This is a genomic window from Streptomyces sp. NPDC039424, from assembly GCF_055639495.1.
The window spans coordinates 479,968-505,930 of the sequence record NZ_JBVKAI010000004.1; the positions used below are offsets into that span (position 1 = coordinate 479,968).

At 71.7% G+C, this 25,963-nt stretch carries 16 protein-coding genes; all 16 read left to right on the plus strand.

Annotated features, from left to right (window positions below; all coding sequences use genetic code 11):
- Positions 1 to 63 precede the first annotated feature (63 nt).
- The 16 genes from ACZ7L0_RS13465 (at position 64) to ACZ7L0_RS13540 (ending at position 25,806) form a co-directional block, all read left to right on the plus strand.
- The gene (locus ACZ7L0_RS13465) at positions 64 to 2,025 is read left to right on the plus strand and encodes a TIGR03960 family B12-binding radical SAM protein (RefSeq protein WP_471242589.1); all 1,962 of its coding nucleotides are present in this window, start codon (positions 64 to 66) and stop codon (positions 2,023 to 2,025) included.
- Between the two features lie 120 nt (positions 2,026 to 2,145).
- Positions 2,146 to 3,765 (plus strand): alpha/beta hydrolase, encoded by a 1,620-nt coding sequence (locus ACZ7L0_RS13470; protein ID WP_471242590.1) that lies wholly within the window; start codon positions 2,146 to 2,148, stop codon positions 3,763 to 3,765.
- A 151-nt stretch (positions 3,766 to 3,916) separates the two neighbouring features.
- Complete coding sequence (locus tag ACZ7L0_RS13475; protein ID WP_471242591.1) at positions 3,917 to 6,481, plus strand: amino acid permease; 2,565 nt, start codon at positions 3,917 to 3,919, stop codon at positions 6,479 to 6,481.
- 63 nt (positions 6,482 to 6,544) lie between these two features.
- Positions 6,545 to 7,093, plus strand: coding sequence for a hypothetical protein (locus ACZ7L0_RS13480; protein ID WP_471242592.1), 549 nt, complete (start codon positions 6,545 to 6,547; stop codon positions 7,091 to 7,093).
- Between the two features lie 11 nt (positions 7,094 to 7,104).
- Entirely contained in the window at positions 7,105 to 7,968 is an 864-nt protein-coding gene (locus tag ACZ7L0_RS13485; RefSeq protein ID WP_471242593.1) for a hypothetical protein, read from the plus strand.
- Positions 7,969 to 8,014: 46 nt separating this feature from the next.
- Positions 8,015 to 8,812, plus strand: coding sequence for a TIGR03936 family radical SAM-associated protein (locus ACZ7L0_RS13490; RefSeq protein WP_471242594.1), 798 nt, complete (start codon positions 8,015 to 8,017; stop codon positions 8,810 to 8,812).
- Positions 8,813 to 9,067: 255 nt separating this feature from the next.
- Positions 9,068 to 13,216: an Rne/Rng family ribonuclease gene (locus tag ACZ7L0_RS13495; protein ID WP_471242595.1), complete on the plus strand. Its 4,149-nt coding sequence runs from the start codon at positions 9,068 to 9,070 to the stop codon at positions 13,214 to 13,216.
- A 243-nt stretch (positions 13,217 to 13,459) separates the two neighbouring features.
- Positions 13,460 to 13,780 (plus strand): 50S ribosomal protein L21, encoded by a 321-nt coding sequence (gene rplU, locus ACZ7L0_RS13500; RefSeq protein WP_099928855.1) that lies wholly within the window; start codon positions 13,460 to 13,462, stop codon positions 13,778 to 13,780.
- A gap of 14 nt (positions 13,781 to 13,794) precedes the next feature.
- Positions 13,795 to 14,049 carry a 50S ribosomal protein L27 gene (rpmA, locus tag ACZ7L0_RS13505; RefSeq protein ID WP_365884299.1) on the plus strand — a complete coding sequence of 85 codons (255 nt, stop codon included), beginning with the start codon at positions 13,795 to 13,797 and terminating at the stop codon, positions 14,047 to 14,049.
- A 128-nt stretch (positions 14,050 to 14,177) separates the two neighbouring features.
- On the plus strand, positions 14,178 to 15,614 hold the full coding sequence (obgE, locus tag ACZ7L0_RS13510) for a GTPase ObgE (RefSeq protein ID WP_471242596.1): 1,437 nt from the start codon (positions 14,178 to 14,180) through the stop codon (positions 15,612 to 15,614).
- Positions 15,615 to 15,760: 146 nt separating this feature from the next.
- Complete coding sequence (locus ACZ7L0_RS13515) at positions 15,761 to 17,239, plus strand: VCBS repeat-containing protein (protein ID WP_471242597.1); 1,479 nt, start codon at positions 15,761 to 15,763, stop codon at positions 17,237 to 17,239.
- 89 nt (positions 17,240 to 17,328) lie between these two features.
- Complete coding sequence (locus tag ACZ7L0_RS13520; protein ID WP_471242598.1) at positions 17,329 to 18,807, plus strand: FG-GAP-like repeat-containing protein; 1,479 nt, start codon at positions 17,329 to 17,331, stop codon at positions 18,805 to 18,807.
- 204 nt (positions 18,808 to 19,011) lie between these two features.
- Positions 19,012 to 20,559, plus strand: a complete 1,548-nt coding sequence (locus tag ACZ7L0_RS13525; protein WP_471242599.1) for an alkaline phosphatase D family protein — start codon at positions 19,012 to 19,014, stop codon at positions 20,557 to 20,559.
- Positions 20,560 to 20,664: 105 nt separating this feature from the next.
- Positions 20,665 to 21,834 carry a hypothetical protein gene (locus ACZ7L0_RS13530; protein WP_471242600.1) on the plus strand — a complete coding sequence of 390 codons (1,170 nt, stop codon included), beginning with the start codon at positions 20,665 to 20,667 and terminating at the stop codon, positions 21,832 to 21,834.
- 196 nt (positions 21,835 to 22,030) lie between these two features.
- On the plus strand, positions 22,031 to 23,527 hold the full coding sequence (locus ACZ7L0_RS13535) for a D-ribitol-5-phosphate cytidylyltransferase (protein WP_471242601.1): 1,497 nt from the start codon (positions 22,031 to 22,033) through the stop codon (positions 23,525 to 23,527).
- Between the two features lie 188 nt (positions 23,528 to 23,715).
- Positions 23,716 to 25,806, plus strand: coding sequence for a hypothetical protein (locus tag ACZ7L0_RS13540; protein ID WP_471242753.1), 2,091 nt, complete (start codon positions 23,716 to 23,718; stop codon positions 25,804 to 25,806).
- Positions 25,807 to 25,963 lie beyond the last annotated feature (157 nt).

Sequence of the window (25,963 nt, forward strand, 5' to 3'; positions counted from 1 at the left end):
GGGGCCTCCGGTCGGGTTAGGCTTGATGGTCACCCCTGTCAGCTCACGAAGGTAACCCCCGCGATGTCTGTCGAGTCGGTCTTCCCACAGCTAGAGGCCCTGCTCCCGCATGTGCAGAAGCCGATCCAGTACGTAGGCGGCGAGCTCAATTCCACCGTCAAGCCGTGGGACAGCAGTGACGTCCGCTGGGCGCTCATGTACCCGGACGCGTACGAGGTCGGCCTGCCCAACCAGGGCGTCATGATCCTCTACGAGGTCCTCAACGAGCAGGAGGGCGTCCTCGCCGAGCGCACCTACAGCGTGTGGCCGGACCTGGAGGCGCTGATGCGGGAGCACGGCGTCCCGCAGTTCACGGTGGACAGCCACCGGCCGGTGAAGGCCTTCGACGTGTTCGGCCTGTCCTTCTCCACGGAGCTGGGCTACACGAACATGCTCACGGCGCTGGACCTGGCGGGTATCCCGCTGGAGTCCAAGGACCGCACGATCGACGACCCGATCGTCCTCGCGGGCGGCCACGCGGCCTTCAACCCCGAGCCGATCGCCGACTTCATCGACGCGGCGATCATCGGCGACGGCGAGCAGGCCGTGCTCGACATGACCCGGATCATCAAGGAGTGGAAGGCTCAAGGCCGCCCCGGCGGTCGCGACGAGGTCCTCTTCCGCCTGGCGAAGACCGGCGGGGTGTACATCCCGGCCTTCTACGACGTCGAGTACCTCGCGGACGGCCGTATCGCCCGCGTCGTCCCCAACAAGTCGGGCGTCCCGTGGCGCGTGTCCAAGCACACGGTCATGGACCTCGACGAGTGGCCGTACCCCAAGCAGCCGCTGGTCCCGCTGGCCGAGACGGTCCACGAGCGCATGTCGGTCGAGATCTTCCGCGGCTGCACGCGGGGCTGCCGCTTCTGCCAGGCGGGCATGATCACCCGCCCGGTCCGCGAGCGCTCCATCACGGGCATCGGCGAGATGGTCGACAAGGGCCTGAAGGCGACGGGCTTCGAGGAGGTCGGCCTCCTCTCCCTGTCCTCCGCGGACCACTCGGAGATCGGCGACATCGCCAAGGGCCTGGCGGACCGCTACGAGGACGACAAGATCGGCCTCTCGCTCCCCTCCACCCGCGTCGACGCCTTCAACGTGGACCTGGCGAACGAACTCACGCGCAACGGCCGCCGCTCGGGCCTGACCTTCGCCCCCGAGGGCGGCTCCGAGCGCATGCGCAAGGTCATCAACAAGATGGTCTCCGAAGAGGACCTGATCCGTACGGTCGCCACCGCCTACGGCAACGGCTGGCGCCAGGTGAAGCTGTACTTCATGTGCGGCCTGCCCACGGAGACCGACGACGACGTCCTCCAGATCGCCGACATGGCCACCCGCGTCATCCAGAAGGGCCGCGAGGTCTCCGGCTCCAACGACATCCGCTGCACGGTCTCCATCGGCGGTTTCGTCCCCAAGCCCCACACCCCCTTCCAGTGGGCCCCGCAGCTCTCCGCCGAGGAGACGGACGCCCGTCTGGAGAAGCTCCGCGACAAGATCCGCGGCGACAAGAAGTACGGCCGCTCGATCGGCTTCCGCTACCACGACGGCAAGCCGGGCATCGTCGAGGGCCTCCTCTCCCGCGGCGACCGCCGCATCGGCGCCGTCATCCGCGCCGTCTACGACGACGGCGGCCGCTTCGACGGCTGGCGCGAGCACTTCTCCTACGACCGCTGGATGGCCTGCGCCGGCAAGGCCCTGGCCCCCTACGGCGTCGACGTCGACTGGTACACCACCCGCGAGCGCACCTACGAGGAGGTGCTCCCCTGGGACCACCTCGACTCCGGTCTCGACAAGGACTGGCTCTGGGAGGACTGGCAGGACGCCCTCGACGAGACCGAGGTGGAGGACTGCCGCTGGACGCCGTGCTTCGACTGCGGCGTCTGCCCCCAGATGGACACCTCCATCCAGATCGGCCCGACCGGCAAGAAGCTGCTGCCGCTGACGGTGAAGAACGCCGCGCCGGCGCCCGCCGCGACCGGTCACGCGCACTGACACCAAGTGCCCGGCTGAGCCCCTTCCGTGACCGGGAGGGGCTCAGTGGTCTCCGGTCGCCTCGGCCCGTTCGGCCGCGGTGGGCTGGCGCGCCTCGCCGGATCGCGGTGTCGTGGGCGCATGCCGATATCCGGATTCGTAGCGGGCCACCCGCGCCGTGTCGCGACCGTCGCCGCCGCTGTGATCTGTTCGACGGTGCTCACCGGACAGGGCCTCGCCGCGGTCGGTGAGCCGTCGCCTTCGGTGCCCGCCCCCCGGCTGGACTGGAAACCCTGCGTCCAGGGCCCCGAGTTCGACTGCGCGACCGCGCGGGTACCGCTGGACTACCGCGACCCCGGCCGTCGCACCATCGAGCTGGCCGTCGTCAAGCGCAAGGCGACCGGGCCCGGACCGCGCATCGGAACCCTGTTCTTCAACCCGGGCGGACCCGGCGGGCCCGGAACGGTGCAGATGCCGCAGAACTACGAGTCGTTCCCCCGGGAGGTACGGGAGCGGTTCGACATCGTCAGCTGGGACCCACGCGGAGTCGGCAACAGCACCGCGGTGAGCTGTTTCGCGAGTCCCGGGGAAGCCGACGCCTGGAACGCGGGCAAACCGGCGGGCCTCCCGGTGGGCGAGCGGCAGCGGACGGCCTGGATCACCGCGTTCAGGGAGCTGGCCCGGCGCTGTGAGCGGCGTGACCCCGAGCTCCTGCGCCATGTGTCGACCGCCGACACCGCTCGCGACCTCGACCAGCTCCGCAAGGCGGTGGGCGACCCGCAGCTCACCTACCTCGGGATCTCCTACGGCACGTTCCTCGGCGCCACCTATGCCAACCTCTTCCCCGGCAAGGTCCGCGCCATGACCCTCGACAGCAACATCGATCCGCAGGCCTGGACGGACCACGCCTCCAGCACGGAACCCCGGCTGCCGGTGTTCCTCCGCATGGGCGGGGACCGCGGCGCGGCGGCGACCCTGGACCAGTTCCTCCGCCTGTGCGGGTCCACCACCACCGCCGGCTGCGCCTTCTCGGCCGGCGACCCGAAAGCGACCCGGGACAAGTTCGACGAGCTGATGCGGCGCCTTCGCACGCATCCGGTGGGCGCGTGGACCTACGGCCTGACGCTCGGTGAAACGGTGACCGCCCTCGACATCGTCCACCCCGGCTGGACGAACCTCGCCGACAGGCTGCAGGACCTGTGGCAGGGCCGCGTCCCGAAGCCGCCCGCACCCCCGCGCCGGCCGCCCGTCCCCAATCCGTACACGGGCGATGAACAGGGCAGTGCCGTGCTCTGTTCCGACAGCCCCAATCCACGTGACCCCGGTGTCTACCACGCTCTGGAGGAGGCCGCCGCCCTCGAAGCGGGCGACGCCGGACGCTTCTGGACCTGGGCCGCGGAGCCGTGTGCCACCTGGCCGGCCGTGGCCGTGAACCGTTACCGCGGCCCGTGGAACAAGCCGACGGCACACCCCGTCCTGGTGGTCGGCACCACCTACGACCCCGCCACTCCCTACGCGGGCGCGCAGGCCATGGCCAGGGAACTGGGCAACGCCCGCCTGCTCACCCACAACGGGTACGGGCACACCGCACTGCTCAACCCCAGCGGCTGCGTCGAGGAGCACGAGAGCCGCTACTTCGTCGACGGCACCCTCCCGCCGGCCGGAACCACGTGCCGACCGGACACGCCCCCCTTCCGCGCGCCCAAGCCGAGCGGCGGCGTCGCCACCGGCGGCGGAGCGCTGGCCGGCCTCGCCTCCTGAGTCCGGCTCCGGCCACCCCCCGCGCTGTTGCGGAGGGGGTGGCCCCGCGTTGGAATCAAGTGTGAGGCACTTCGGCGACACCGTGTCCCCAGGCCGCCCCGCTCCCGGGACGGGGGCCGGCCGGAAAGGGCTCAGGAGCGACGCCCTGGGCATGTTCTCCTCGGTGGTCATCGGGCTGGCCTCCACCGCTCCGGCCTACAGCCTCGCCGCAACGCTGGGCCTCATCGTCGCGGCGGTCGGCCCGCAGGCCCCGATCGTCATCATGCTGTCGTTCGTCCCGATGCTGCTGATCGCGTACGCCTTCCGGGAGCTCAACGCGAGCAACGCCGACTGCGGAACCACCTTCACCTGGGCGACCCGCGCCTTCGGCCCACGCACCGGCTGGATGGGCGGCTGGGTCATCATCGTCGCCAACGTCATCGTCATGGCGAGCCTCGCCGAGATCGCCGGTACCTACAGCTTTCGGCTGGTGGGCCTGGACGGACTGGCGGAGGACCGGCTGTGGACCACCGTGGCGGGCGTCGTCTGGATCGCCGTGATGACCACGGTCTGCTACGTCGGCATCGAGTTCTCGGCCGCCGTCCAGCGCTGGCTGCTGTGCCTGGAAGTGGGGATGCTGCTCCTTTTCGCCGTCGCCGCGCTGGTCAGGGCCTACACCGACCCTCCCCCGACGGCGATCCATGTCTCCGCCTCCTGGTTCAACCCCTTCGAGGTGTCCTCGGCGAAAGGCCTCACCTCGGGCCTCCTGGCGGGAGTCTTCATCTACTGGGGCTGGGACACCGCGGTCTCGATCAACGAGGAAACGGTCGACAGCACACGCATCCCCGGACGCGCCGCGGTCATGTCCACCGTGCTGCTCCTGATCATGTACGCGCTGGTGTCCACCTCGGCGCAGGCCTTCGCCGGAGTCGGCTCCTCGGGCGTCGGGCTGGGCAACACCGGCAACTCGGACGACGTTTTCTCCGGACTGGGCGAGGCCGTCTTCGGCAGCCATGCCGCAGGGCTTCTGCTGTCGACACTGCTGATCCTGATGGTGCTGACCTCGGCGCTGGCCTCCACCCAGACCACCATCCTTCCCCTGGCCCGGACCGTCTTCTCCATGGCGGTGCACAAGGCGGTCCCCGCCCGGTTCGCCCGGGTCCACCGCAGGTTCCTCACCCCGACCTGGTCGACCGTCGGCATGGGCGCGATCTCGATCGCCTTGCTCGTCCTGCTCGCCTCCTTCAGCGGGAACGTGCTGGCCGACTCGATCGATTCGGTCGGCCTCGCGATCACGTTCCAGTACGGGCTGACCGGCTTCGCCTGCCTCTGGTACCACCGCGAGATCCTCACCCGCAGCACCAAGGACCTGCTCTTCAAAGGGGTGTTGCCCGGGCTGGGCGGGCTGATCATGATCTGCCTGTTCCTCTACGCCACCTTCGTCTACGCGGCCCCCGGGTACGGCGCGACCAGCATCGACCTGCCGCTGATCGGACCGACCGGAGGGGTCACCGTCGTGGGCCTGGGCGCCCTGCTGCTCGGGCTGTTGCTGATGCCGGTGGTCACCCGCGGCCACTCCGTGGCCCTCAAACTCCAGCGGAGCCTGCTCCCGTGCCATCTGCCGCCGCACACCGCCCTCGACTCGGCGAGCCGCTACCTGCCCGCCGACAGCGGGTCCGGGGTGGGCGGCGACTGGTACGACGTCATCCCCCTGTCGGGCACCCGGGCCGGCCTGGTCGTCGGGGACGTGCTCGGTCACGGCCTGCGCGCCGCGGCCACCATGGGGCGCCTGCGCACGGGCGTCCGCGTCCTGGCCCGGCTGGACCTGAGCCCGGACGAGCTCCTGTCCCGCCTCGACGACCTGGTCGAGCAGACCGCGCACGAGCGCGCGGTCGACCACGGGCCGGGCCGCCGGAGGCCGCGGGCCGACGAGGCCATGGGCGTGACCTGTCTGTACGCGGTGTACGACCCCGTCACGGGCAAGTGCAGCCTGGCGCGGGCCGGGGAGGCGGCGCTGGCGGTCGTCGAGCCGCACACGGGTGTCGTCGACTATCCCCAACTGCCGCCCGGACCGCCGCTGGGAATCGGCGGACCGCCCTACCAGAGCACGGAACTGGAGCTCCCGCCGGGCAGTCTCCTCGCCCTCTTCACGGGCGGCCTCCTCCAGTCGGCCGACGGCCGTGACGCCGGGCTCGCGCAACTGTCCCAGGTCCTCGCCGACGACCGGACGTCCCTGGAGGAGCTGTGCTCCCGGGCGGTGGCCACCCTGCTGCCCGGTCCGGTGGACGAGGACGCGACGCTGCTCATGGCCCGCACACGCCTGCTCGACCGGAACCAGTTCGTCCAGTGGGAACTGCCCCCGGACCCGGCGGCGGTGGCCACCATCCGCACCGCCGTCAGCAAGCAGCTGCGCGACTGGGGGCTCGACGACCTGACGTTCACCAGCGAGCTCATCGTCAGCGAACTGGTCACCAACGGCATCCGCTACGTCGGCGGCCCGATCCAGGTACGCCTGATCCGCGACCGCACCCTGATCTGCGAAGTCTCCGACACCGGCCACACCGCGCCCAATCTGCGGTACGCCGCGAGCGACGACGAGGGAGGCCGGGGCCTGTTCATCATCGCCCAGATGACCCACCACTGGGGCACCCGCTACACCTCCACCGGCAAGACGATCTGGGCCGAGCAGGACCTGACGCCGACGGACATCGACGCCGGTCAGCACCTGCACGGATAATCTACTGATACGGAGGGCCGACGTCGGGGAGGTCCATATGGGGCGTTTGGGGAGACTGGTCCAGTGTCGAGGCGTAAGGTGCCCGCGGGTGCCTGGATAACCGGGCTGTTGGTGGGGGCGCTGGCCATTGTGCTCGTGCTGTCCTTGCAGGCCCGGAAGGGTCTTCCGGACGAGCTGGCCGCCGGAGCGTCTCCGACGCCGAGCGCGAAGACCTCCCACCCGGCCGCGCCCAAGCCGCCGCAGTACAAGGTGCCCACCGACTCCGGTACGGGGCGCCGGGTGGTGTATTCCGTGGGGCAGAAACGGGTGTGGCTGGTCGGTGCCGACGGCAAGTCCCTGCGTACGTTCGCCGTCTGGCCGGGGACGATCACGCCGGCCAAGGGGCCGTACTCCGTGACGTTCCGGCGTGAGACGGGCGTCGGTAGTGACGGTGTGCAGATAGAGAACGCCGTTTATTTCGGGACTTCTTCCGCTTTCTCGAACGCCGTGGACGGGTCGTCCCCGTCGCCGAACCCCAGCCTGCGTACCGGCGCCATACGCGAACGCGCGGCGGACGGTAAGGCGATGTGGGACTTCGCCACCAAGGGAACGACCGTGCGGGTCGTCGGCTAGTGGCCGCCGGCATGGAGGCGCGGAAGCCGCCGCCCCCGCCCGAGCGCGCCGAGGGGTGTCTCGTCGTCGCCCTCCGGATTCCCGTTCGGATCGTCGTGCTCGTGCTGGTCGTGCCGGTGCGGATGGTGTGGGACGGGCTGGCGGCCGTGGGGCGGTTCCTGTGGCGGTACGCGCTCGCGCCGGTCGGCCGGGCGGTCGCCTGGCTGCTGTACGCGCTCTTCGTGGTGCCCCTGAAGTGGCTGTACCGGTACCTCCTTACGCCCCTCGGTCACGCGCTGGTCTGGGTGTACGCGCGCGTGCTGACACCGATCGGGCATGCGGTCATGTGGGTGCTCAGACCGGTCGGGCAGGCCGTGGCCCTGGTGCTGCGGATGCTCGGCACCGGCATCGGCACCGCCCTGTACTGGATCGCCCGCGTCCTGCTGGTGCTGCCCGCGCTCGCCCTGTGGCGGTGGGTGCTCGCTCCGGTGGGCCGGGTCCTCGCCGTCGTCGGACGGGAGATCGGGGCGGCGCTCGGGCACGCCTGGCGGATCGCCGGGCACATCTCGCGCGCCGTGGGGCGGTTCCTCGGGACCCTCTTCCGGTGGATCCTCGTGGAGCCCGCACGCTGGGTGTACCGCACCGTCCTCACCCCGGTCGGGCACGTCGTACGGGACGTGCTGGTCACGCCCGTCGCCGAGGTCGCACGGGCGGTGGGACGGGCCACCCGGCAGGCGCTGGCGTCGGCCCGCGAGACGGTACGGCAGACGCGCGCCGACGTCCGGCGGATGCTCTTCGGCGAGCCCCGGCGGCCGGAGCCGGAGGACCGCCGGGAACCCACGGGCCGCGAGACACGTACTCTTGGTAGCAGTACGACCGCTCTCACGAAGGACTAGGACACTGGGCAAGCGACAGCCCGAAGGCCCGCCGCCCGCACCCGCGGTGCAGCGCATCCGACTGCGCTACACCAAGCGCGGCCGCCTCCGGTTCACCAGCCACCGTGACTTCCAGCGCGCCTTCGAGCGTGCGCTGCGCCGCGCCGAGGTGCCGATGGCGTACTCGGCGGGGTTCACACCGCACCCGAAGGTGTCGTACGCCAATGCCGCACCCACCGGCACGGGCAGTGAGGCGGAGTACCTGGAGATCGCGCTCGCCGCGACCCGCGATCCGGAGACGCTGCGCGTCCTCCTCGACGAGTCGCTGCCCACCGGGCTCGACATCGTCGACGCGGTCGAGGCGCGGACGTCGGGACTCGCCGACCGGCTCACGGCTTCCGTGTGGGAGCTGCGGCTGGACGGCGTCGACCCGGCCGACGTGCGGCGCGCGGTGGCGGCCTTCAACGAGGCCGACACCGTCGAGGTCCAGCGCATGACCAAGAACGGCGTCCGCACCTTCGACGCCCGTTCGGCCGTTGTGAGCCTGGAGTGCTCCTCGAGCACGGAAACACAGAATTCGCAGGCTGATAGGCCGACGGACCAGCCCTGTGCGATACTGCGGCTGGTTGTTCGGCACGTGACGCCTGCCGTACGACCCGACGACGTCCTGTCCGGACTCCGCGCCGTGGCCGACCTGGCGCCGCCGGTCCCCGCTGCGGTGACCAGGCTGGCGCAGGGGCTGTTCGATGAAGAGACCGGCACGGTGACCGACCCGCTCGCGCCCGACCGCGAGGCAGCGGCGGCCCTCACAACGGCCGCTCCCGCTGCCGCCGCGACGGCGTCGGCGACGGAAGGTTCCGCGTAGGACGGACGTCGTAGCGCCGCCCTCGTACTCGGGAGCCACCTGGGTCGGGCAGCGCACCGACCAGAAGACTTTCGCCAGGCCGTACGCATTCGGCGTACGGAACCGGCGAGACAGGACACAGAGAGCTCCCGTGCGGCGACCGCGCCCCGGACGGCGGCACCGCGCATCGCGCGAGCCGCGGACGTCAACGGCGGTCGACGAGATCGACGCCGGACCAGGCGCGGCGCCCGGGAGCCTGACGGGAGAAACGCCCGCATGCTCGAACCGACCGAACCCACTGAGGGTTCCGAACTGAACACTCCCAGCGACACCCTGCCGCCGCGTCGTCGGCGCCGTGCCGCTTCCCGCCCCGCGGGACCGCCCGCCGGGGCCGAGGCCCCCGCCGAGGTCACCGCGCCGGTCGTGCCGGCCGCCGAGGTCGACGAGATCGAGGAGCCGGCCGTCGAGGCGGATGCCGCCGAGGCGCCCGCCGCCGAGGCCGCTGCCGCCGTGGAGGAGCCCGCACCCGGCCGTACGCGCCGCCGTGCCACCCGCCGGGCGTCCGCGCCCGTCGGTGCGCCGGCGACGGCGGAGGCCGCCGAGACGGTCGTACCGGCCGTCGCCCCGGCCGCCGCCGAGGAGACGCCCGCCGCCGTCGAGCCGGCCGAGGAGGGCCGCTCCACGGAGGAGGCCGCTCCGCGCCGTACCCGCCGTCGTGCCACGCGCCGCGTGGCCACGCCGACCGCCGCTCCCGCGGCGGAGGCCGCCGAGGCCGGGACCGAGGCCGCCGCGCCCGCCGTCGAGGCGGAGGTCGCCGAGGCGCCCGCCGCCGAGGCCGCTGCCGCCGTGGAGGAGCCCGCACCCGGCCGTTCGCGCCGTCGTGCCACCCGCCGGGCGTCCGCGCCCACCGGTGCGCCGAGCGCGGCCGAGGAGACCCCCGAGGCCGCTCCGGCCGCCGCCGAGGCTCCCGCGGAGACCCCCGAGGTCCCGGTTGCCGCCGAGGCCCCCGCCGCCGAGGAGACGGCCCCGCGCCGTACCCGCCGCCGTGCCACGCGCCGCGTGACGGCCCCGGCCGACGCCGCCGTGACCGCCGTGACCGAAGAGGCCGACGTGACCGAAGAGGCAGCCGTGGCCGCCGAGTCCGCCCAGGCCGTCGAGGCACCCCCGGCCGCTCCCGCAGCCGAGGCGACCGAGGCCCCCGCCGCCGAGGAGGCCGCCCCCCGTCGTGGCCGCCGCCGGGCGGTGCGGCAGGCCGCGGGCGGCTTCGCCGCGCCCGCGCAGCCGCAGGCCTCGGAGTCCGAGGCGCCGCGCCGGCCGGCCCGGCCCGCCGTGGCCGTGTTCCAGGCGCCCGTGTTCACCGAGCCGAAGTTCCAGACCCCGCAGCGGGCCGCCGCCGAAGCCGCCGCCGAGGCGGCCGAGGCCGAGGAGGTCGAGACGGTCGAGGAGCTCCCCGAGGAGCAGACCGGCTCGCGCCGCCGCCGTCGCCGCCGGGGCGCCGGGTACGGCGAGGAGGCCGAGGCCCAGACCGCCGAGACCACCGTCGACGACGAGGCGGAGGAGGCCGACGAGGCCGAGGAGCCGGAGGAGTCCGTCGAGGACGCCGCCGAGGGCGACGAGGCCGATGAGACCGAGGAGACCGGTTCGCGTCGCCGCCGCCGGCGCGGTGGCCGGCGCCGCCGTCGCGGTGACGCCGCCGACGGCGAGGCCGGTGAGGGCGCGGACGAGTCCGACGAGCTCGCCGCCGAGCAGGCCGAGCAGGACGCCGAGGACACCGCCGAGCAGGAGGAAGAGGACGCCGACGACGCCCGCGACGAGGCCGGCGGCTCCAGCTCCAGCAGCCGTCGCCGCCGCCGTCGCCGTCGTCGCGCCGGTGACACCTCCGGCGACACCGAGCCCGGTGACGGCGACCCGGAGCGCACGGTCGTCAAGGTCCGCGAGCCCCGCAAGCCCGCCGAGCCGTCCGACGAGGTGCAGTCCATCAAGGGCTCGACCCGCCTGGAGGCCAAGAAGCAGCGCCGCCGGGAAGGCCGCGAGCAGGGGCGCCGCCGCGTCCCGATCATCACCGAGGCCGAGTTCCTGGCCCGCCGCGAGGCCGTCGAGCGCGTGATGGTGGTCCGGCAGAGCGGTGAGCGCACCCAGATCGGCGTCCTGGAGGACGGCGTGCTCGTCGAGCACTACGTCAACAAGGAGCAGTCGACCTCGTACGTCGGCAACGTCTACCTGGGCAAGGTCCAGAACGTGCTGCCGTCGATGGAGGCCGCCTTCATCGACGTCGGCAAGGGCCGCAACGCCGTGCTGTACGCCGGTGAGGTCAACTTCGAGGCGCTGGGCATGGCCAACGGCCCGCGTCGTATCGAGTCCGCCCTGAAGTCCGGCCAGTCGGTCCTCGTCCAGGTGACGAAGGACCCGATCGGGCACAAGGGCGCGCGTCTGACCAGCCAGGTCTCCCTCCCGGGCCGCTACCTCGTGTACGTCCCCGAGGGATCGATGACCGGCATCAGCCGCAAGCTGCCCGACACCGAGCGGGCCCGGCTGAAGAGCATCCTCAAGAAGATCGTCCCCGACGACGCGGGCGTCATCGTGCGCACCGCCGCCGAGGGCGCGAGCGAGGACGAGCTGCGCCGGGACGTCGAGCGGCTGCAGGCGCAGTGGGAGGACATCCGGAAGAAGGCCAAGAACGGCAACGCGCCGACGCTGCTGTACGGCGAGCCGGACATGACCGTCCGGGTCGTGCGCGACATCTTCAACGAGGACTTCACCAAGGTCGTCGTCAGCGGCGACGACGCGTGGGAGACCATCCACGGGTACGTCTCGCACGTCGCCCCGGACCTGGCCGACCGGCTGTCCAAGTGGACCTCCGAGGTCGACGTCTTCGCCACCTACCGGATCGACGAGCAGCTCGCCAAGGCGCTGGACCGCAAGGTCTGGCTGCCCAGCGGCGGTTCGCTGGTGATCGACCGGACCGAGGCGATGGTCGTGGTCGACGTCAACACCGGCAAGTTCACCGGCCAGGGCGGCAACCTGGAGGAGACGGTCACCAGGAACAACCTGGAGGCGGCCGAGGAGATCGTGCGCCAGCTCCGGCTGCGCGACCTCGGCGGCATCATCGTGATCGACTTCATCGACATGGTGCTGGAGTCCAACCGGGACCTGGTGCTGCGCCGCCTGCTGGAGTGCCTGGGCCGCGACCGTACGAAGCACCAGGTGGCCGAGGTGACCTCGCTGGGACTCGTGCAGATGACCCGCAAGCGGGTCGGCCAGGGCCTGCTGGAGTCCTTCTCCGAGACCTGCGTCCACTGCAACGGCCGCGGTGTCATCGTGCACATGGAGCAGCCGACCTCTCCCGGGGGCGGCGGCAAGCGCAAGAAGCGCGGGCGCGGTGGCGACGGTCAGGTGACCGAGCAGGAGACCGTGGCCGTGGCCGCGGGTGCCGCCGTGACCGCCGAGGAGGAGGCGGAGAACGAGGCCGAGGCCGAGGTCCTGGCCGAGGTCGCGGAGCCGGTGGCGCTGGCCGCACCCCCCGCGGCGGAGTCGCTGACGGACACGTTCGCCGCCGACGAGGAGCTGTACAGCAGCGTCGCCGAGGCGGAGGCCGCGGCCACCCGTGGCCGTACGCGGCGCCGGGCGAGCCGGCGGGCGTCGGCTCCGGCGGGCGCGCCCCGGGCGGAGGGCCGGAAGGCGCAGGCCCCCGAGGCCCCCGAGGCCGCTGCCGCTCCGACCGCTCAGGACGTCTCCGTCGCGGCGGAGGTCGAGCGTCCGGTGCTGGCCGAGACGGCCGCCGAGCTGCGGACCGAGCCCGTGGCCGTCGAGGACCCGGTCCTGCACGCGGCCCCGGCCGAGGCGCAGGCCCCGGCCGAGGCGCCTGCCGAGGCACCGGAGGAGGCCGCGCCCAAGGGCCGTACGCGCCGTCGGGCGACCCGCAAGGTGTCGGCGCCGGCCGGTTCCCCCGCCGGTGCGGAGGCGGCCGTGGTGACGGTCACCGAGTCGGCGGCGCCCGCCGCCGAGGCCCCGGCGGTCCAGCCCGAGGCTGAGCCCGAGGCCGCGGCCGTGACGCCGGCCGAGGAGGCGCCCGCCGAGAGCGCCGCCGCCCCGGCCCGCCCGCGCCGCCGTGCCGTGCGCAAGGCCACCGCGCCCACCGCGTCCGAGGAGGCGGCCGTCGTGGTCGTCCCGTCGGCCGAGGCGCCCGCCGAGGCCCCGGAAGCGGTCGAGGAGGCCGCCCCGGCCAAGAAGACGGCCCGCAAGGCCGCCAAGAAGGCCACGGCGAAGAAGGCCGCCACCAAGGCGACCACGGCGAAGAAGACGGCGGCCAAGAAGACCGCCGCCAAGAAGACGACGGCCAAGAAGGCGGCGAAGACCACCAAGACGGCCGCCGCCAAGTCGGTGGCGAAGAAGACCTCGGTCTCCGCCGCCACCGACGAGGGCTGATCCGCGAGGGTCGCTCCCGCTGTGCGGCCGGTCCACGTGACCGGCCGCACAGCGGTGGGGCCCGCCCCGGTTTGACCCCTTCGGCTGTGGCCCCGTAACCTTGACCGTCGGCGTGTCCACTGACACGCCACATCCCCGTAAACCTTTTCCTCCCGGGCACCAGCTGGCCGGGAGAGGCCGTCCGCTCTGCCGGGCGGCTGGACTGCGGGGGTGCCGTTCCCCGAGCGAGAGAGTGAGATCCGCGTGTACGCCATCGTGCGCAGCGGTGGTCGCCAGCACAAGGTTGCTGTCGGCGACATCGTTGAGGTTGACAAGATTTCCACTGCCAAGGTTGGCGACACGGTCGAGCTCTCGACCCTGCTCGTTGTCGACGGCGACGCTGTGACCAGCGACCCGTGGGTGCTGGCCGGCATCAAGGTCCAGGCCGAGGTCGTGGACCACCACAAGGGCGTCAAGATCGACATCCTTCGCTACAAGAACAAGACCGGCTACCGCCGTCGTCAGGGCCACCGCCAGCAGTACACGGCGATCAAGGTCACTGAGATCCCCACGGCTGCGAAGTAAGGGACTGAGAACAGATGGCACACAAGAAGGGCGCATCGTCCACCCGGAACGGTCGCGACTCCAATGCCCAGCGGCTCGGCGTGAAGCGCTTCGGCGGTCAGGTCGTCAGCGCGGGTGAGATCCTGGTCCGCCAGCGCGGCACCCACTTCCACCCGGGCGCCGGCGTCGGCCGTGGCGGCGACGACACGCTGTTCGCGCTGCAGGCCGGTGCGGTGGAGTTCGGCAGCCACCGTGGCCGCAAGGTCGTGAACATCGTTCCGGTCGCCTGAGTCCAGGCCCAGACCGAACGCTTTCGCGAGGCGGACCTCACTTCCCGTTCGGGAAGGCGGGTCCGCCTTTCGCGTGTTACAGCAGTAGACAAGACCGTACGTAATCGAAGTGCTGGAGGCACCCCACCATGACCACCTTCGTGGACCGCGTCGAGTTGCACGTCGCCGCGGGTAACGGAGGCCACGGCTGTGCCTCCGTTCACCGTGAGAAGTTCAAGCCGCTGGGCGGCCCGGACGGCGGCAACGGCGGCCGGGGCGGCGATGTGATCCTCACCGTCGACCAGTCGGTGACCACGCTGCTCGACTACCACCACTCCCCGCACCGCAAGGCCACCAACGGCAAGCCCGGCGAGGGCGGCAACCGCTCCGGCAAGGACGGCCAGGACCTGGTCCTGCCGGTGCCGGACGGCACGGTCGTCCTCGACAAGGCGGGCAACGTCCTCGCCGACCTGGTCGGGCACGGTACGTCGTACATCGCCGCGCAGGGCGGCCGGGGCGGCCTCGGCAACGCGGCGCTGGCCTCGGCCCGGCGCAAGGCGCCCGGTTTCGCGCTGCTCGGCGTGCCGGGGGACCTCCAGGACATCGTCCTGGAGCTGAAGACCGTCGCCGACGTGGCGCTGGTCGGCTACCCGAGCGCGGGCAAGTCCTCGCTGATCTCCGTGCTGAGCGCGGCGAAGCCGAAGATCGCCGACTACCCGTTCACCACCCTGGTCCCCAACCTGGGCGTGGTGACGGCGGGTTCCACCGTGTACACCATCGCCGACGTGCCGGGACTGATCCCGGGCGCCAGCCAGGGCAAGGGCCTGGGCCTGGAGTTCCTGCGGCACGTGGAGCGGTGCAGCGTGCTGGTGCACGTCCTGGACACGGCGACGCTGGAGTCCGACCGCGACCCGCTGTCCGACCTCGATGTCATCGAGGCGGAGCTGCGGGAGTACGGCGGGCTGGACAACCGCCCCCGGATCGTCGTCCTGAACAAGATCGACGTGCCCGACGGCAAGGACCTCGCCGAGATGGTGCGGCCCGAGCTCGAGGCGCGCGGTTACCGCGTCTTCGAGATCTCGGCGGTGGCGCACATCGGCCTGAAGGAGCTGTCGTACGGGCTCGGCGAGCTGGTGGGCCGGGCGCGGGCCGCGAAGCCGAAGGAGGAGGCGACGCGGATCGTGATCCGGCCGAAGGCCGTCGACGACACGGGCTTCACGGTGACCCGCGAGGACGACGGGCTGTTCCGGGTGCGCGGCGAGAAGCCCGAACGCTGGGTGCGCCAGACCGACTTCAACAACGACGAGGCCGTCGGCTACCTCGCCGACCGGCTCAACCGCCTCGGGGTCGAGGAGGAGTTGGTGAAGGCGGGCGCCCGCTCCGGGGACGGCGTGGCCATCGGGCCCGAGGACAACGCGGTCGTCTTCGACTGGGAGCCGACGGTCATGGCCGGTGCGGAGATGCTCGGCCGGCGTGGCGAGGACCACCGGTTCGAGGAGCAGCGGCCGGCCGTGCAGCGGCGCCGGGACCGGCAGGCCGAGCGGGACGAGTCCCTGCGGGAGTTCGACGACTTCGAGCCGTTCTGATCCCGCGCACGACGGGTTGACGGCAGGGAATGCCGCGGCGCACGGCAGGGCAACCAAGTGCCGTCGCGGCTGGTCGTACTGGGCAGCGCGGATGAGGGTCTTGGTCCTTTCCGCGGTCAACCGCCCTTCCGATTCCCGGAGTCGACGTGCCCGAGTCCGTAGTAGCCAGAACCCGCCGTGCCGTGGCGGTCGCGATCGCCGTGCTGGCCGCGACCGCCTCCGTGTCGCCGGTCGCCCACGCGCGGCCGGCGGCGGCGCAGAGCGTGCGGCAGGACTTCAACGGTGACGGGTACGAGGATCTGGCCACCGGCGCGCCGTTCGCGACCGTCGGCGCGAAGAAGGCGGCCGGTTACGTCGCCGTCGTGTACGGCTCGGCCCATGGGCTGGACCTCGCGACCAAGAAGGTCTTCACGCAGGCGACCGCGGGTGTCCCCGGTACCCCCGAGGCGGACGACTACTTCGGTGCCCACCTGGACGCCGGGGATCTGGACGGCGACGGTTACACCGACCTGGTGGTCCCCGCGGCCGGGGAGCGTTGGCAGCAGGGCGGGGTGGACCGCAGGGGCAGTGCGACCGTGCTGTGGGGCGGTGCCGGAGGCCTTTCGGGCGGAACGATCCTGCCGGACGTCGTCGCGGACGGCTTCGCGCGTGCCGCCGTGGGCGACTTCGACGGTGACGGCCAGGCCGACCTGGCCGGGCCCTCGGCGCTGGAGTCCGGCCCGTTCACCCGCGCCGGCGTGCCCGCCCGCGGTCAGGACATCACCTTCACCGGCGCGGACCTGATGATCCTGGACGTGGCGGCCGGGGACGTCGACGGCGACGGCATCTCCGATGTCGTCGTGCTGACCGGCCCGTCCGACTGGGACGACCCGGAGGACGCCAACGCCGGCCACGACCTGCACTATCTGCGCGGCACCCGGGACGGTCTCGCCCCACTGACCACGCTGCGGGACAGCCGGGGCCGGGCCATCGAGGGCGGCGAGAGCATCGCGCTCGGCGACGTCGACGGCGACGGCCGCGACGACATCGTCTTCGGCCGCCCCCGGCCCGCCGACTCGGGTGAGGACCCGGCCGACCCGAGCGAGTACGGCTCACGGGTGGGCGTCGTCCTCGGCACCGCGCAGGGCCCGCGGACCGGGGATCCGCGCATGATCGACCAGGACACTCCCGGTGTGCCGGGCGTCGGTGAGCCGGGCGACCTCTTCGGTACGGACGTCGCGGTCGGTGACGTGAACGGCGACGGCTACGCCGACATCGCGGCCGGCAACCCCCTGGAGGACTTCTCCGGTGTGACGGACGCGGGCACGGTCGCCGTGATCCCCGGCGGACCGTCTGGACCGACCGGCGCCGGCTCGAAGGTGTTCAGCCAGAACACGGCGGGTGTCCCCGGCACCGCCGAGCGCGGGGACCACTTCGCGCAGGAGGTCACCCTCCTCGACGCCGACCACGACGGCCGCGCCGACCTGGTCGCCGGTGCTCCCGGTGAGAACGCGAGCGCCGGTTCGGTGTGGGCGTTCCGCTCCACCTCCTCGGGAGTCACCGCCACCGGGTCCCTCTCCTTCGGCGCCAAGGCCCTCGGCACCGACCCGGAATGGGCCCGTCTCGGCGCCGAGTTCACGCGCTGACCCCCACCAGTCACTTCTCCGCCCGCGACCGGCGCCGGTTCGGCGGCCCGCGGCAGCACCGACCACCCACCACCAGGGGAGGCACCATCATGAACAGGCGCACAGCGGCCTGGCGCACCGGGCTCGCGGTCGTGATCGCCGTGTCCGGGGCGGTCGCCCTGCCCGCCGCGGACGCGGCGGGGGACCAGCGGAGCGGCACCGTGAGGCACCAGGACGACTTCAACGGGGACGGCTACTCCGACCTCGCCGTGGCGGCGCCCTCCGCGACCGTCGGCGGCAAGAAGACCGCGGGCTATGTCGCCGTGGTGTACGGCTCGGCGAGCGGGCTGAGGACCTCGACCAAGCAGGTGTTCAGCCAGAACAGCGCGGGCGTGCCGGGCAGCGCCGAGCCGGGTGACAGGTTCGGCAGCGCGCTGACCACCGCCGACCTGGACGGGGACGGGTACGCGGACCTGGTCGTCGGGGCGGGCGGCGAGGACACGGCCGCCGGGACCGACGCCGGGCTGGTCGAGGTGATCTGGGGCGGGTCCAGGGGGCTGTCCGGCGCCGCCTCGCTGGCCGGGGGGAAGGCGTACGACGGGCTGGGCGCCCAGGGACACCTGGCGACCGGTGACGTGGCCGACGACGGGGCACCGGACGTGATCACCGTCGAGAACGCCCACGATCTGCGGGTGCTGAGCGGGCCCTTCGCCCGGGACGGCTCCACCGTGCACGGCGGACAGGTGGTCAAGGACCGGTACGACAGCCGCGTCCTGGACCTGGCCACGGGCGACTTCAACGGCGACGGCCTCACCGACGTGGCCGCCACCGAGAACGACGGCGACGAGTGGGACGCCCGCCGGGTCGTGTACTGGACGGGCACCCACGACGGGCTCACCCCGTTCACGCTGGTGTACGACATCGACGGCGCCGGGCTCCAGGGCGGCGAGAACCTGGACACCGGGGACGTCAACGCCGACGGCTACGACGACATCGTGGTGGGCCGGGCCGTGGACGGCTACGACAGCGATCTGGACACCCCGCTGGCCAAGGGCGGCCGGATCTCCTGGATCCCGGGCACCGCGGACGGGCCCGACGGGGTGAAGGCGGTGTTCATCAACCAGGACAGCGCCGGTGTGCCGGGGACCGCGGAGTCCTGGGACTCCTTCGGCACCGACGTCTCGGTCGCCGACATCGACGGCGACGGCTACGCCGACATCGCCACGGGCGTGCCCGGTGAGGACCTCGGCGGGGTGACCGACGCCGGCGGCGTCGTCACCCTGCGCGGCACCGCGGGCGGCCCGACGGGCGGCGGCGCCATGGTGTTCAGCCAGAACACCGCCGGTGTGCCCGGCACCGCGGAGAAGGGCGACCGCTTCGGCGGGGCGCTGCACCTGGTGGACGCCGATCACGACGGCCGGGCCGACCTCGCCGTCGGCGCGCCGGGGGAGAACGCCGGCGCCGGGTCGGTGTGGGTCCTGAGGTCCACCGGATCCGGGATCACCGCCACCGGTTCGTTCACCTTCGGCAGCGGCACTCTGGGCACGGTGGCCCCCGGAGCACGGCTGGGATCGGGCTTCTCCTACTGAACACCCTGCACCAGGATGTCATCTGACGTTCCATAGGACCCGTTGCGGCAAGATCACGTCATTCGCGTCGTTTCCGTGCCGCAACGGGTCTTCTGTTGTCTGCCTATTTGTCATGCACGCGAAGGCTCCTGTCCATCGGGCGGACCGTCCGGCCGTGGGAGCTTCCGAGTGTTCAAGAGGCCACTGTGGCAAGGGAGTTAGCGAATGACCGGAGCATCGCCCGACCGACGCCGCTTTCTGACCGCCGGTGCCGCCGTCCTCGGCGCCGCGGCCTCCGCCCAGCTCTGGCTGCCGACCGCCGCGCGAGCGGCCGAAACCCCGCTGCCCGACGGGGTGTTCAGCCTCGGCGTCGCCTCCGGCGACCCGCTGCCGGACGGCATCGTGCTGTGGACCCGGCTCGCCCCCGACCCGCTCAACGGCGGAGGTATGCCGGACGAGGCGGTCCCGGTGGAGTGGGAACTCGCCGAGGACGAACGGTTCAGAAAGACCGTGCGCCGGGGCGTCGCCCAGGCCCGGCCCGAGTACGGGCACAGCGTTCACGTGGACGTACGAGGCCTGCGCCCGGAACGCACGTACTGGTACCGCTTCCGCGCCGGCGGCCAGATCTCGCGCACCGGCCGCACCCGCACCGCACCCCACCGGCACCGCAAGGGCGGCTCGCTGCGCGTCGCGCTGGCCTCCTGCCAGAACTACCAGCACGGCTACTTCACCCCGTACGCCGACATGCTCGCCCAGGACCCCGACATCGTGCTCTTCGTCGGCGACTACATCTACGAGTCGTCGCCCTCGGCGACGGCCGTGCGCAGGCACGAGGGCAAGGGGGAGCCGTACACCCTGGTCCAGTACCGCAACCGCTACGCCCAGTACCGCACCGACCCCGACCTCGCGGCGATGCACGCCAACGCGCCCTGGGTGGTCACCTTCGACGACCACGAGGTGGACAACGACTTCGCCGGGGAGATCCCGCAGGACCCCGACAAGCAGACGCACGACGCGTTCGTGGCCCGGCTGGCCGCGGCCTACCAGGCGTACTACGAGCACATGCCGGTCCGCGCCACCGCCGTACCCGACGGCCCGCACATCCAGATGTACCGCCGCCTGGAGTTCGGCCGCCTCGCCCGGCTCAACGTGCTCGACACCCGGCAGTTCCGCAGCGACCAGGCCACCAGCCAGGCGGGCGCCCAGGACCCGTCGCTGACCATGCTCGGCGCGGACCAGAAGGAGTGGCTGCTCGACGGGATGCGGGACTCCCCGGCCCGCTGGAACCTCGTCGCCTCCCAGATCATGCTCGCCGAGACCGACCTGCTGCTCGGCGAGGGCAAGCTCTGGTACTACGACGCCTGGGACGGCTACCAGGCCGAACGCAACGCGCTGCTGGAGGAGTTCACGGAGGTCCGCAACCCGGTCGTGTTCAGCGGCGACCGGCACCTGACGATGATCAGCGACCTCAAGGAGGACTTCGCCGACCCGGACTCCGACGTGGTCGGCGCCGAGTTCGTCGGCACCTCCATCTCCAGCAACGGCGACCAGGACCAGGCCGCCTTCCACGCCCAGTGGGACCCGCTGAAGGCGGACAACCCGCACTGGAAGGTCATCGACGCCCACCGCGGCTACCACCTCTTCGACATCCGCCGCCACGGCATCGACGCCCAGGTCCGGGTGGTGGACACCGTGCTCAAGCAGCATGCGACCGCGAGCACGCTGGCCAGGCTGCGGGTGGAGTCGGACGAACCGGGCGTCCAGGTGGTGTGAGCCGCGTCCCGCGTATGAAGTCTGTGTGACGGGGGCCTGGGACTCATCTGTGTCCCAGGTTCCTCTCAGCCCCACCTCAGCCAACCCTCTTACCTTCCGTTGACCATGGAGACGGACTGTACGAGAGAGCCCGGACCGGCCACGGCCCTGCCGGCCGGCACCCGCCTGCTGCACATCGGCCCGCACAAGACCGGGACCACCGCCATCCAGGGCGCCCTGTTCGCCGCGAAGGAGACGCTGCCCCGGTACGGCGTCGAGTTCCCGGCGCACAGCCGGCACCCCATGGAGGCCGCGCTCGCCGCCTGCGCCCGGCCCGCGATGATGGGCGACACCGTGCCCACCGACAGGCACTGGACCCGGCTGCTGGAGCACGTGCACGCCACCGGCGCGCGGACCTCGGTGGTGAGCAGCGAGTTCTTCGCCGACGCCGCCGACGACGAGACCATCGGGCGGATCGTCGGGCAGCTCGGCGGCGACCGGGTGCGGATCCTGGTCACCCTGCGCCCGCTCGCGAAGATCATGCCCTCGCAGTGGCAGCAGTACGTGCAGAACGGGCTGCGCATGGGCTACGAGGACTGGCTGGAGCACATGCTCCGCAAGGCCCCCTACGAGAAGCCCAACCCCAGCTTCTGGCACCGCCACCGGCACGACCGGCTCGTCGAGCGCTGGATCCGGACGGCCGGGCCCGGGCGGGTCACCGTCGTGGTGGTCGACGACCGGGACCGGGGCGGTCTGCTGCGCACCTTCGAGGCGCTGCTGGGCCTGCCCGCGGATCTCCTGCGGCCGGTTCCGGACACGGCGAATCGCTCCCTTACCCTCGCCGAGACCGAAATGCTGCGCAATCTTAATGTCGAATTCCGGGGCAATGGACTGCCGGACGAGCTGTATTCCAAGCTCGTCCGCAACGGCGCGGTCATGCATATGAAGAACGCGTGCATCCCCACCCCGCGGGACGTGAGGATCGCCACGCCCCGCTGGGCCGTCGAGGCCGCCGCCGCGATCGGTGCCGAAATCACGGAGCGGATCGGGGCGATGGGCGTCCGCGTCCTCGGCGATCCGGCACTGCTCTCCGCCGTGCCGGAGCAGGCCGAAACGGCGCCCGGGGCGGCCCGTATCGCTCCCGAGGTGGCCGCTCAGGCGTTGTACGGTGCCCTCGCGGCGGCCGCCTCGGTGCCCGCACGGCCCGTGCAGGCGCGCAGCGTTCACCAGACGCCGTCGAAGGAACTCGTCCGCGTGCTCGGACACCGCTGCCTGAAGCGGCTGCGCCGGCGCTGAACCGATCCCCGTGGAGCCTGTGGAGTTACTCACAGCAATTTCGCGGAACTGACAAACAGGGCATCGCCCGTCACCAGTGGTGCAAGGTGAATGAGAGGTTGCGCGCACATATGCGGCGACGGTCGCTCACCTTGCACTGCGGTAACCCGAAGTGGGACCATTTCCGCGTTCCCTGTCGCCCCAAGGTAGGTCACCTGTGTCCCAGCACATAGCCAAGCCCCGTACCACCGCAGTGATCCTGGCCGGTGGCACCGGTCAGCGGGTGGGTCTGTCGATCCCCAAGCAGCTGCTGAAGATCGCCGGCAAGGCAGTCATCGAGCACACCCTGACCACCTTCGAGAACGCCGACTCGATCGACGACGTCATCGTGCTGATGGCGCCGGGCTACGTGCCCGACATCGAGAAGATCGTCGCCAAGGCCGGTTTCACCAAGGTCAAGAAGATCATCGAGGGTGGCTCGACGCGGAACGAGACCACCGAGCGCGCCATCTCCGCCCTGGGCGAGGGCCTGGCCGAGGGCGAGGACCGCAAGGTCCTCTTCCACGACGCCGTCCGCCCCCTGCTGTCGCAGCGCGTCATCGACGACTGCGTGGCCGCGCTGGAGCGTTACGAGGCCGTGGACGTCGCCATCCCGTCCGCGGACACCATCATCGTCACACGCACCCACGGCCAGGACGGCGAGTTCATCACCGAGATCCCGGACCGCTCCCGGCTGCGCCGCGGCCAGACCCCGCAGGCCTTCAAGCTGTCCACGATCCGCCGGGCCTACGAGGTCGCGGCCGGCGACCCCAACTTCCAGGCCACCGACGACTGCTCCGTCGTGCTCAAGTACCTGCCGGACGTGCCGATCCACGTCGTCGCGGGCGACGAGTACAACATGAAGGTCACGCAGCCGGTCGACGTCTTCATCGCCGACAAGCTCTTCCAGCTCGCCTCCACCGCCGCGCCCGAGCAGAACGGCGAGGAGGACTACCGCCGGCTGCTCACCGACAAGACGATCGTGATCTTCGGTGGCTCGTACGGCATCGGCAAGGACATCGCCGAACTCGCCGAGTCCTACGGCGCCAAGGTGTACGCGCTGGGCCGCTCCACCACCGGCACCCACGTGGAGAACCCGGAGGAGGTCGACGACGCGCTGTCCAAGGCGTACGCCGAGACCGGCCGGATCGACTACGTCGTCAACACCGCGGGCGTGCTGCGCATCGGCAAGCTCGCCGAGACCGACAACGCCACCATCGAGGAGGCGCTGAAGGTCAACTACCTGGCCCCGGTGCAGATCGCCCGGTCCTCCTACAAATACCTGTCGGAGACCAAGGGCCAGCTGCTGCTGTACACCTCCAGCAGCTACACCCGCGGCCGTGCCGAGTACAGCCTGTACTCCTCCACCAAGGCCGCCATGGTGAACCTCACCCAGGCGCTGTCCGACGAGTGGGCCGGCGACGGCATCCGCGTCAACTGCATCAACCCCGAGCGCACCGCCACCCCGATGCGCACCAAGGCCTTCGGCCAGGAGCCCGCGGGCAGCCTGCTCTCCTCCGAGGCCGTGGCCCGCACCTCGCTCGACGTGCTGCTGTCGGAGCTGACCGGGCACGTCATCGACGTCCGCCAGCAGGACCCGACGGCGGGCGCCGCCAAGGCCTCCGGCTTCGAGCAGGCGCTGGCCTCGGTTCTGGACCGCCAGGACGGCGTGTAATAATCAGCGGCAATTAGCTTTTCGGAATTCAGGCCTCTGCGGTCGCCGGTTCACCGGACGTTCGCAGAGGCCTGAATCCGTACACCTGGCGAATCACCCGCAGACCCGCGGCATTCCATTACAAAACCGGCACTTTTCCTCTCAGAGCAGGTTTCTCCGTGATATCCACCGCTATTCGCGTCGCCCGGGTGGGCAGCGCGGCCGAGCTGGCCGCGGCGGCCCTCATGATCCTGGGCTTCCCGGCGCTCATGCTGGCCGCGCTCGTCCCGAGCGTTCCCGCCTTCGCGGCCGCGGCCGCCGTGACGTACCTGGCGGACCACTATCTGCACCGCAAGGGCAGCTACCTGATCAACCGCCTCAGCAAGGTGCGGGCCGGCCTGTCGATCCGCTTCCTGATCCGGCAGCTGCTGCTGGTCCTGCTGCTGGCCCGGCTGTCCCTGACGGACAACCTGATCTTCTACGGGGCGATCGCCTGCTTCATCGCCTTCTACGGCCTGCAGGCCCCGCACGGCGCGCTGGTCACCCTGATCCGCAACCGCCGCCGGATGCCGGTCGCCACCCGCAACGTCGACCTGAAGTCCCGCATCCGCATCCCGGACGCCCCCTCGCGCCGCCTGCTGCGCCGCTCCGCCGAGAAGATGCTCCACCTCGATCTCGCGGCCGTCGCCGGTCTGCTGGTCTCCGGCGTCATGGACAAGGCCGCGGCGGGGTTCGTCGGGATCGGGCTCACCGTCGGCCTGGGCGTCCTGTACGTGCTCGCGCTCATGCCGTACGTGCGCGGCCGCAAGACCCCGCCGAACGCCGAGAGGGTGCTGGCCGCCGTCGACGACTGGCTGGCCGTCTACAAGCCGGAGACGGTGCTGTACTTCTCGGGCTCCAAGGACTCCGCGTACCAGGTCAACATGTGGCTGGAGACGATGGAGCAGCTGGACACCCGGCCGCTGATCATCCTGCGTGAGCGGGCCATCCTGAACAACATGGCGCCCACCACTGTCCCCGTCATCTGCGTGCCCGGAGGGGTGCACCTGATGAACATGGACCTGTCCACGGTGCGCGTCGCGCTCTACGCGGCGAACGTCGGCAAGAACATCCACCTGCTGCGCGTGCCCACCATGAAGCACGTCTTCATCGGCCACGGCGACAGCGACAAGCTGGCCAGCGTCAACCCGTACAGCAAGGTGTACGACGAGGTGTGGACCGCCGGCCGGGCCGGCCGCGACCGCTACGCCATCGCCGACGTCGGCGTCCGCGACGACGACATCGTCGAGGTGGGCCGCCCGCAGCTCGCTCCGATCCGGACCTGGCAGGGCGTGCCCGAGGGCCGTATCCCCACCGTCCTGTACGCGCCCACCTGGGAGGGCTGGGACGGCAACCCCGGCAACACCTCGATCGTCCTGGCCGGCGAGAACATCGTGAAGAAGCTGGTCGAGGCCGACCCGTCGGTCCGCGTCCTGTACAAGCCGCACCCCTTCACCGGCACCGTCAGCGCCGAGGCCAAGGCCGCGCACCAGCGGATCACCGCCCTGGTCGAGAAGGCCGCCGCCCAGCGTGCCGCCGACCCGCGCTTCACCGCCGACTCCGCCGCCCAGGACCGCGCCAAGGCCGAGCTGGCCCGGATCGAGGCCCGTCTCGCCGAGCTGTCCCTCTCGGGCGGCCAGAAGGGCGACGAGGCCGAGGCCACCCGCGACGGCCTGGTCGACGTCAAGAAGCACGAGGAGATCGCCCGGCTGCGCGCCGAGTGGAACGACGCCTACTGGCGTTCCTTCCCGGCGTGGGAGCACCGGGTCATCACGGGTGCCGAGCCGCGCCTGTACGACTGCTTCAACGTCTCCGACGCGATGGTCTCCGACATCTCCAGCGTGGTCTCCGACTTCATCGCCAGCGGCAAGCCCTACGCGGTGACGGACTCCGGCGAGCTGGGCGCGGAGGAGTTCAAGCGGCAGAACACGGCGGTGCGCGCCGCGGTGATCCTCTCCAACGACGCGGCCGAGCTGGGCGGGCTGCTGGACGCCGTGCGCGATCCGGCCGCCGACCCGCTGGCCGCCGACCGGGTCGAGCTCAAGCGGTACCTGCTGGGCCCGGACGAGCCGAAGTCCATCGACCAGTTCAACACCGCGGTGGCCGGGCTCGCCCTCAAGGCCGAGGCCCGCAACGCCGGCCAGGAGTCCCGGGTGACCGGCACCGCGGCCGACCCCGCCGAGGCGGACGAACTGGCGAACGCGGTTCCGGGTCAGCGGGTGGCGTCCACGGGTGACGCGGACGGTGTCACCGCCGGCTGAGCCCCTGCGCCCTTTACGGCCCCCGAGGAGCATTCCTCGGGGGCCGTTTCTCTTGTGCGGCTCTTACCGTGCCCGCTGAGCAGGCCCTACCGGTGCCGCGTACTGTCCGGTGCCGCCCGCCGCGAACCGTGTCTGTCGCGCAGCTGTGTGACGTATC

Bases quoted from the DNA above. Each gene is read 5' to 3' on its own strand.
- ACZ7L0_RS13470 (WP_471242590.1), top strand. From the start codon at position 2,146: ATGCCGATATCCGGATTCGTAGCGGGCCACCCGCGCCGTGTCGCGACC.
- rpmA (WP_365884299.1), top strand. From the start codon at position 13,795: ATGGCACACAAGAAGGGCGCATCGTCCACCCGGAACGGTCGCGACTCC.
- ACZ7L0_RS13465 (WP_471242589.1), top strand. From the start codon at position 64: ATGTCTGTCGAGTCGGTCTTCCCACAGCTAGAGGCCCTGCTCCCGCAT.
- ACZ7L0_RS13485 (WP_471242593.1), top strand. From the start codon at position 7,105: ATGGAGGCGCGGAAGCCGCCGCCCCCGCCCGAGCGCGCCGAGGGGTGT.
- ACZ7L0_RS13495 (WP_471242595.1), top strand. From the start codon at position 9,068: ATGCTCGAACCGACCGAACCCACTGAGGGTTCCGAACTGAACACTCCC.
- obgE (WP_471242596.1), top strand. From the start codon at position 14,178: ATGACCACCTTCGTGGACCGCGTCGAGTTGCACGTCGCCGCGGGTAAC.
- ACZ7L0_RS13525 (WP_471242599.1), top strand. From the start codon at position 19,012: ATGACCGGAGCATCGCCCGACCGACGCCGCTTTCTGACCGCCGGTGCC.
- ACZ7L0_RS13475 (WP_471242591.1), top strand. From the start codon at position 3,917: ATGTTCTCCTCGGTGGTCATCGGGCTGGCCTCCACCGCTCCGGCCTAC.
- ACZ7L0_RS13530 (WP_471242600.1), top strand. From the start codon at position 20,665: ATGGAGACGGACTGTACGAGAGAGCCCGGACCGGCCACGGCCCTGCCG.
- ACZ7L0_RS13520 (WP_471242598.1), top strand. From the start codon at position 17,329: ATGAACAGGCGCACAGCGGCCTGGCGCACCGGGCTCGCGGTCGTGATC.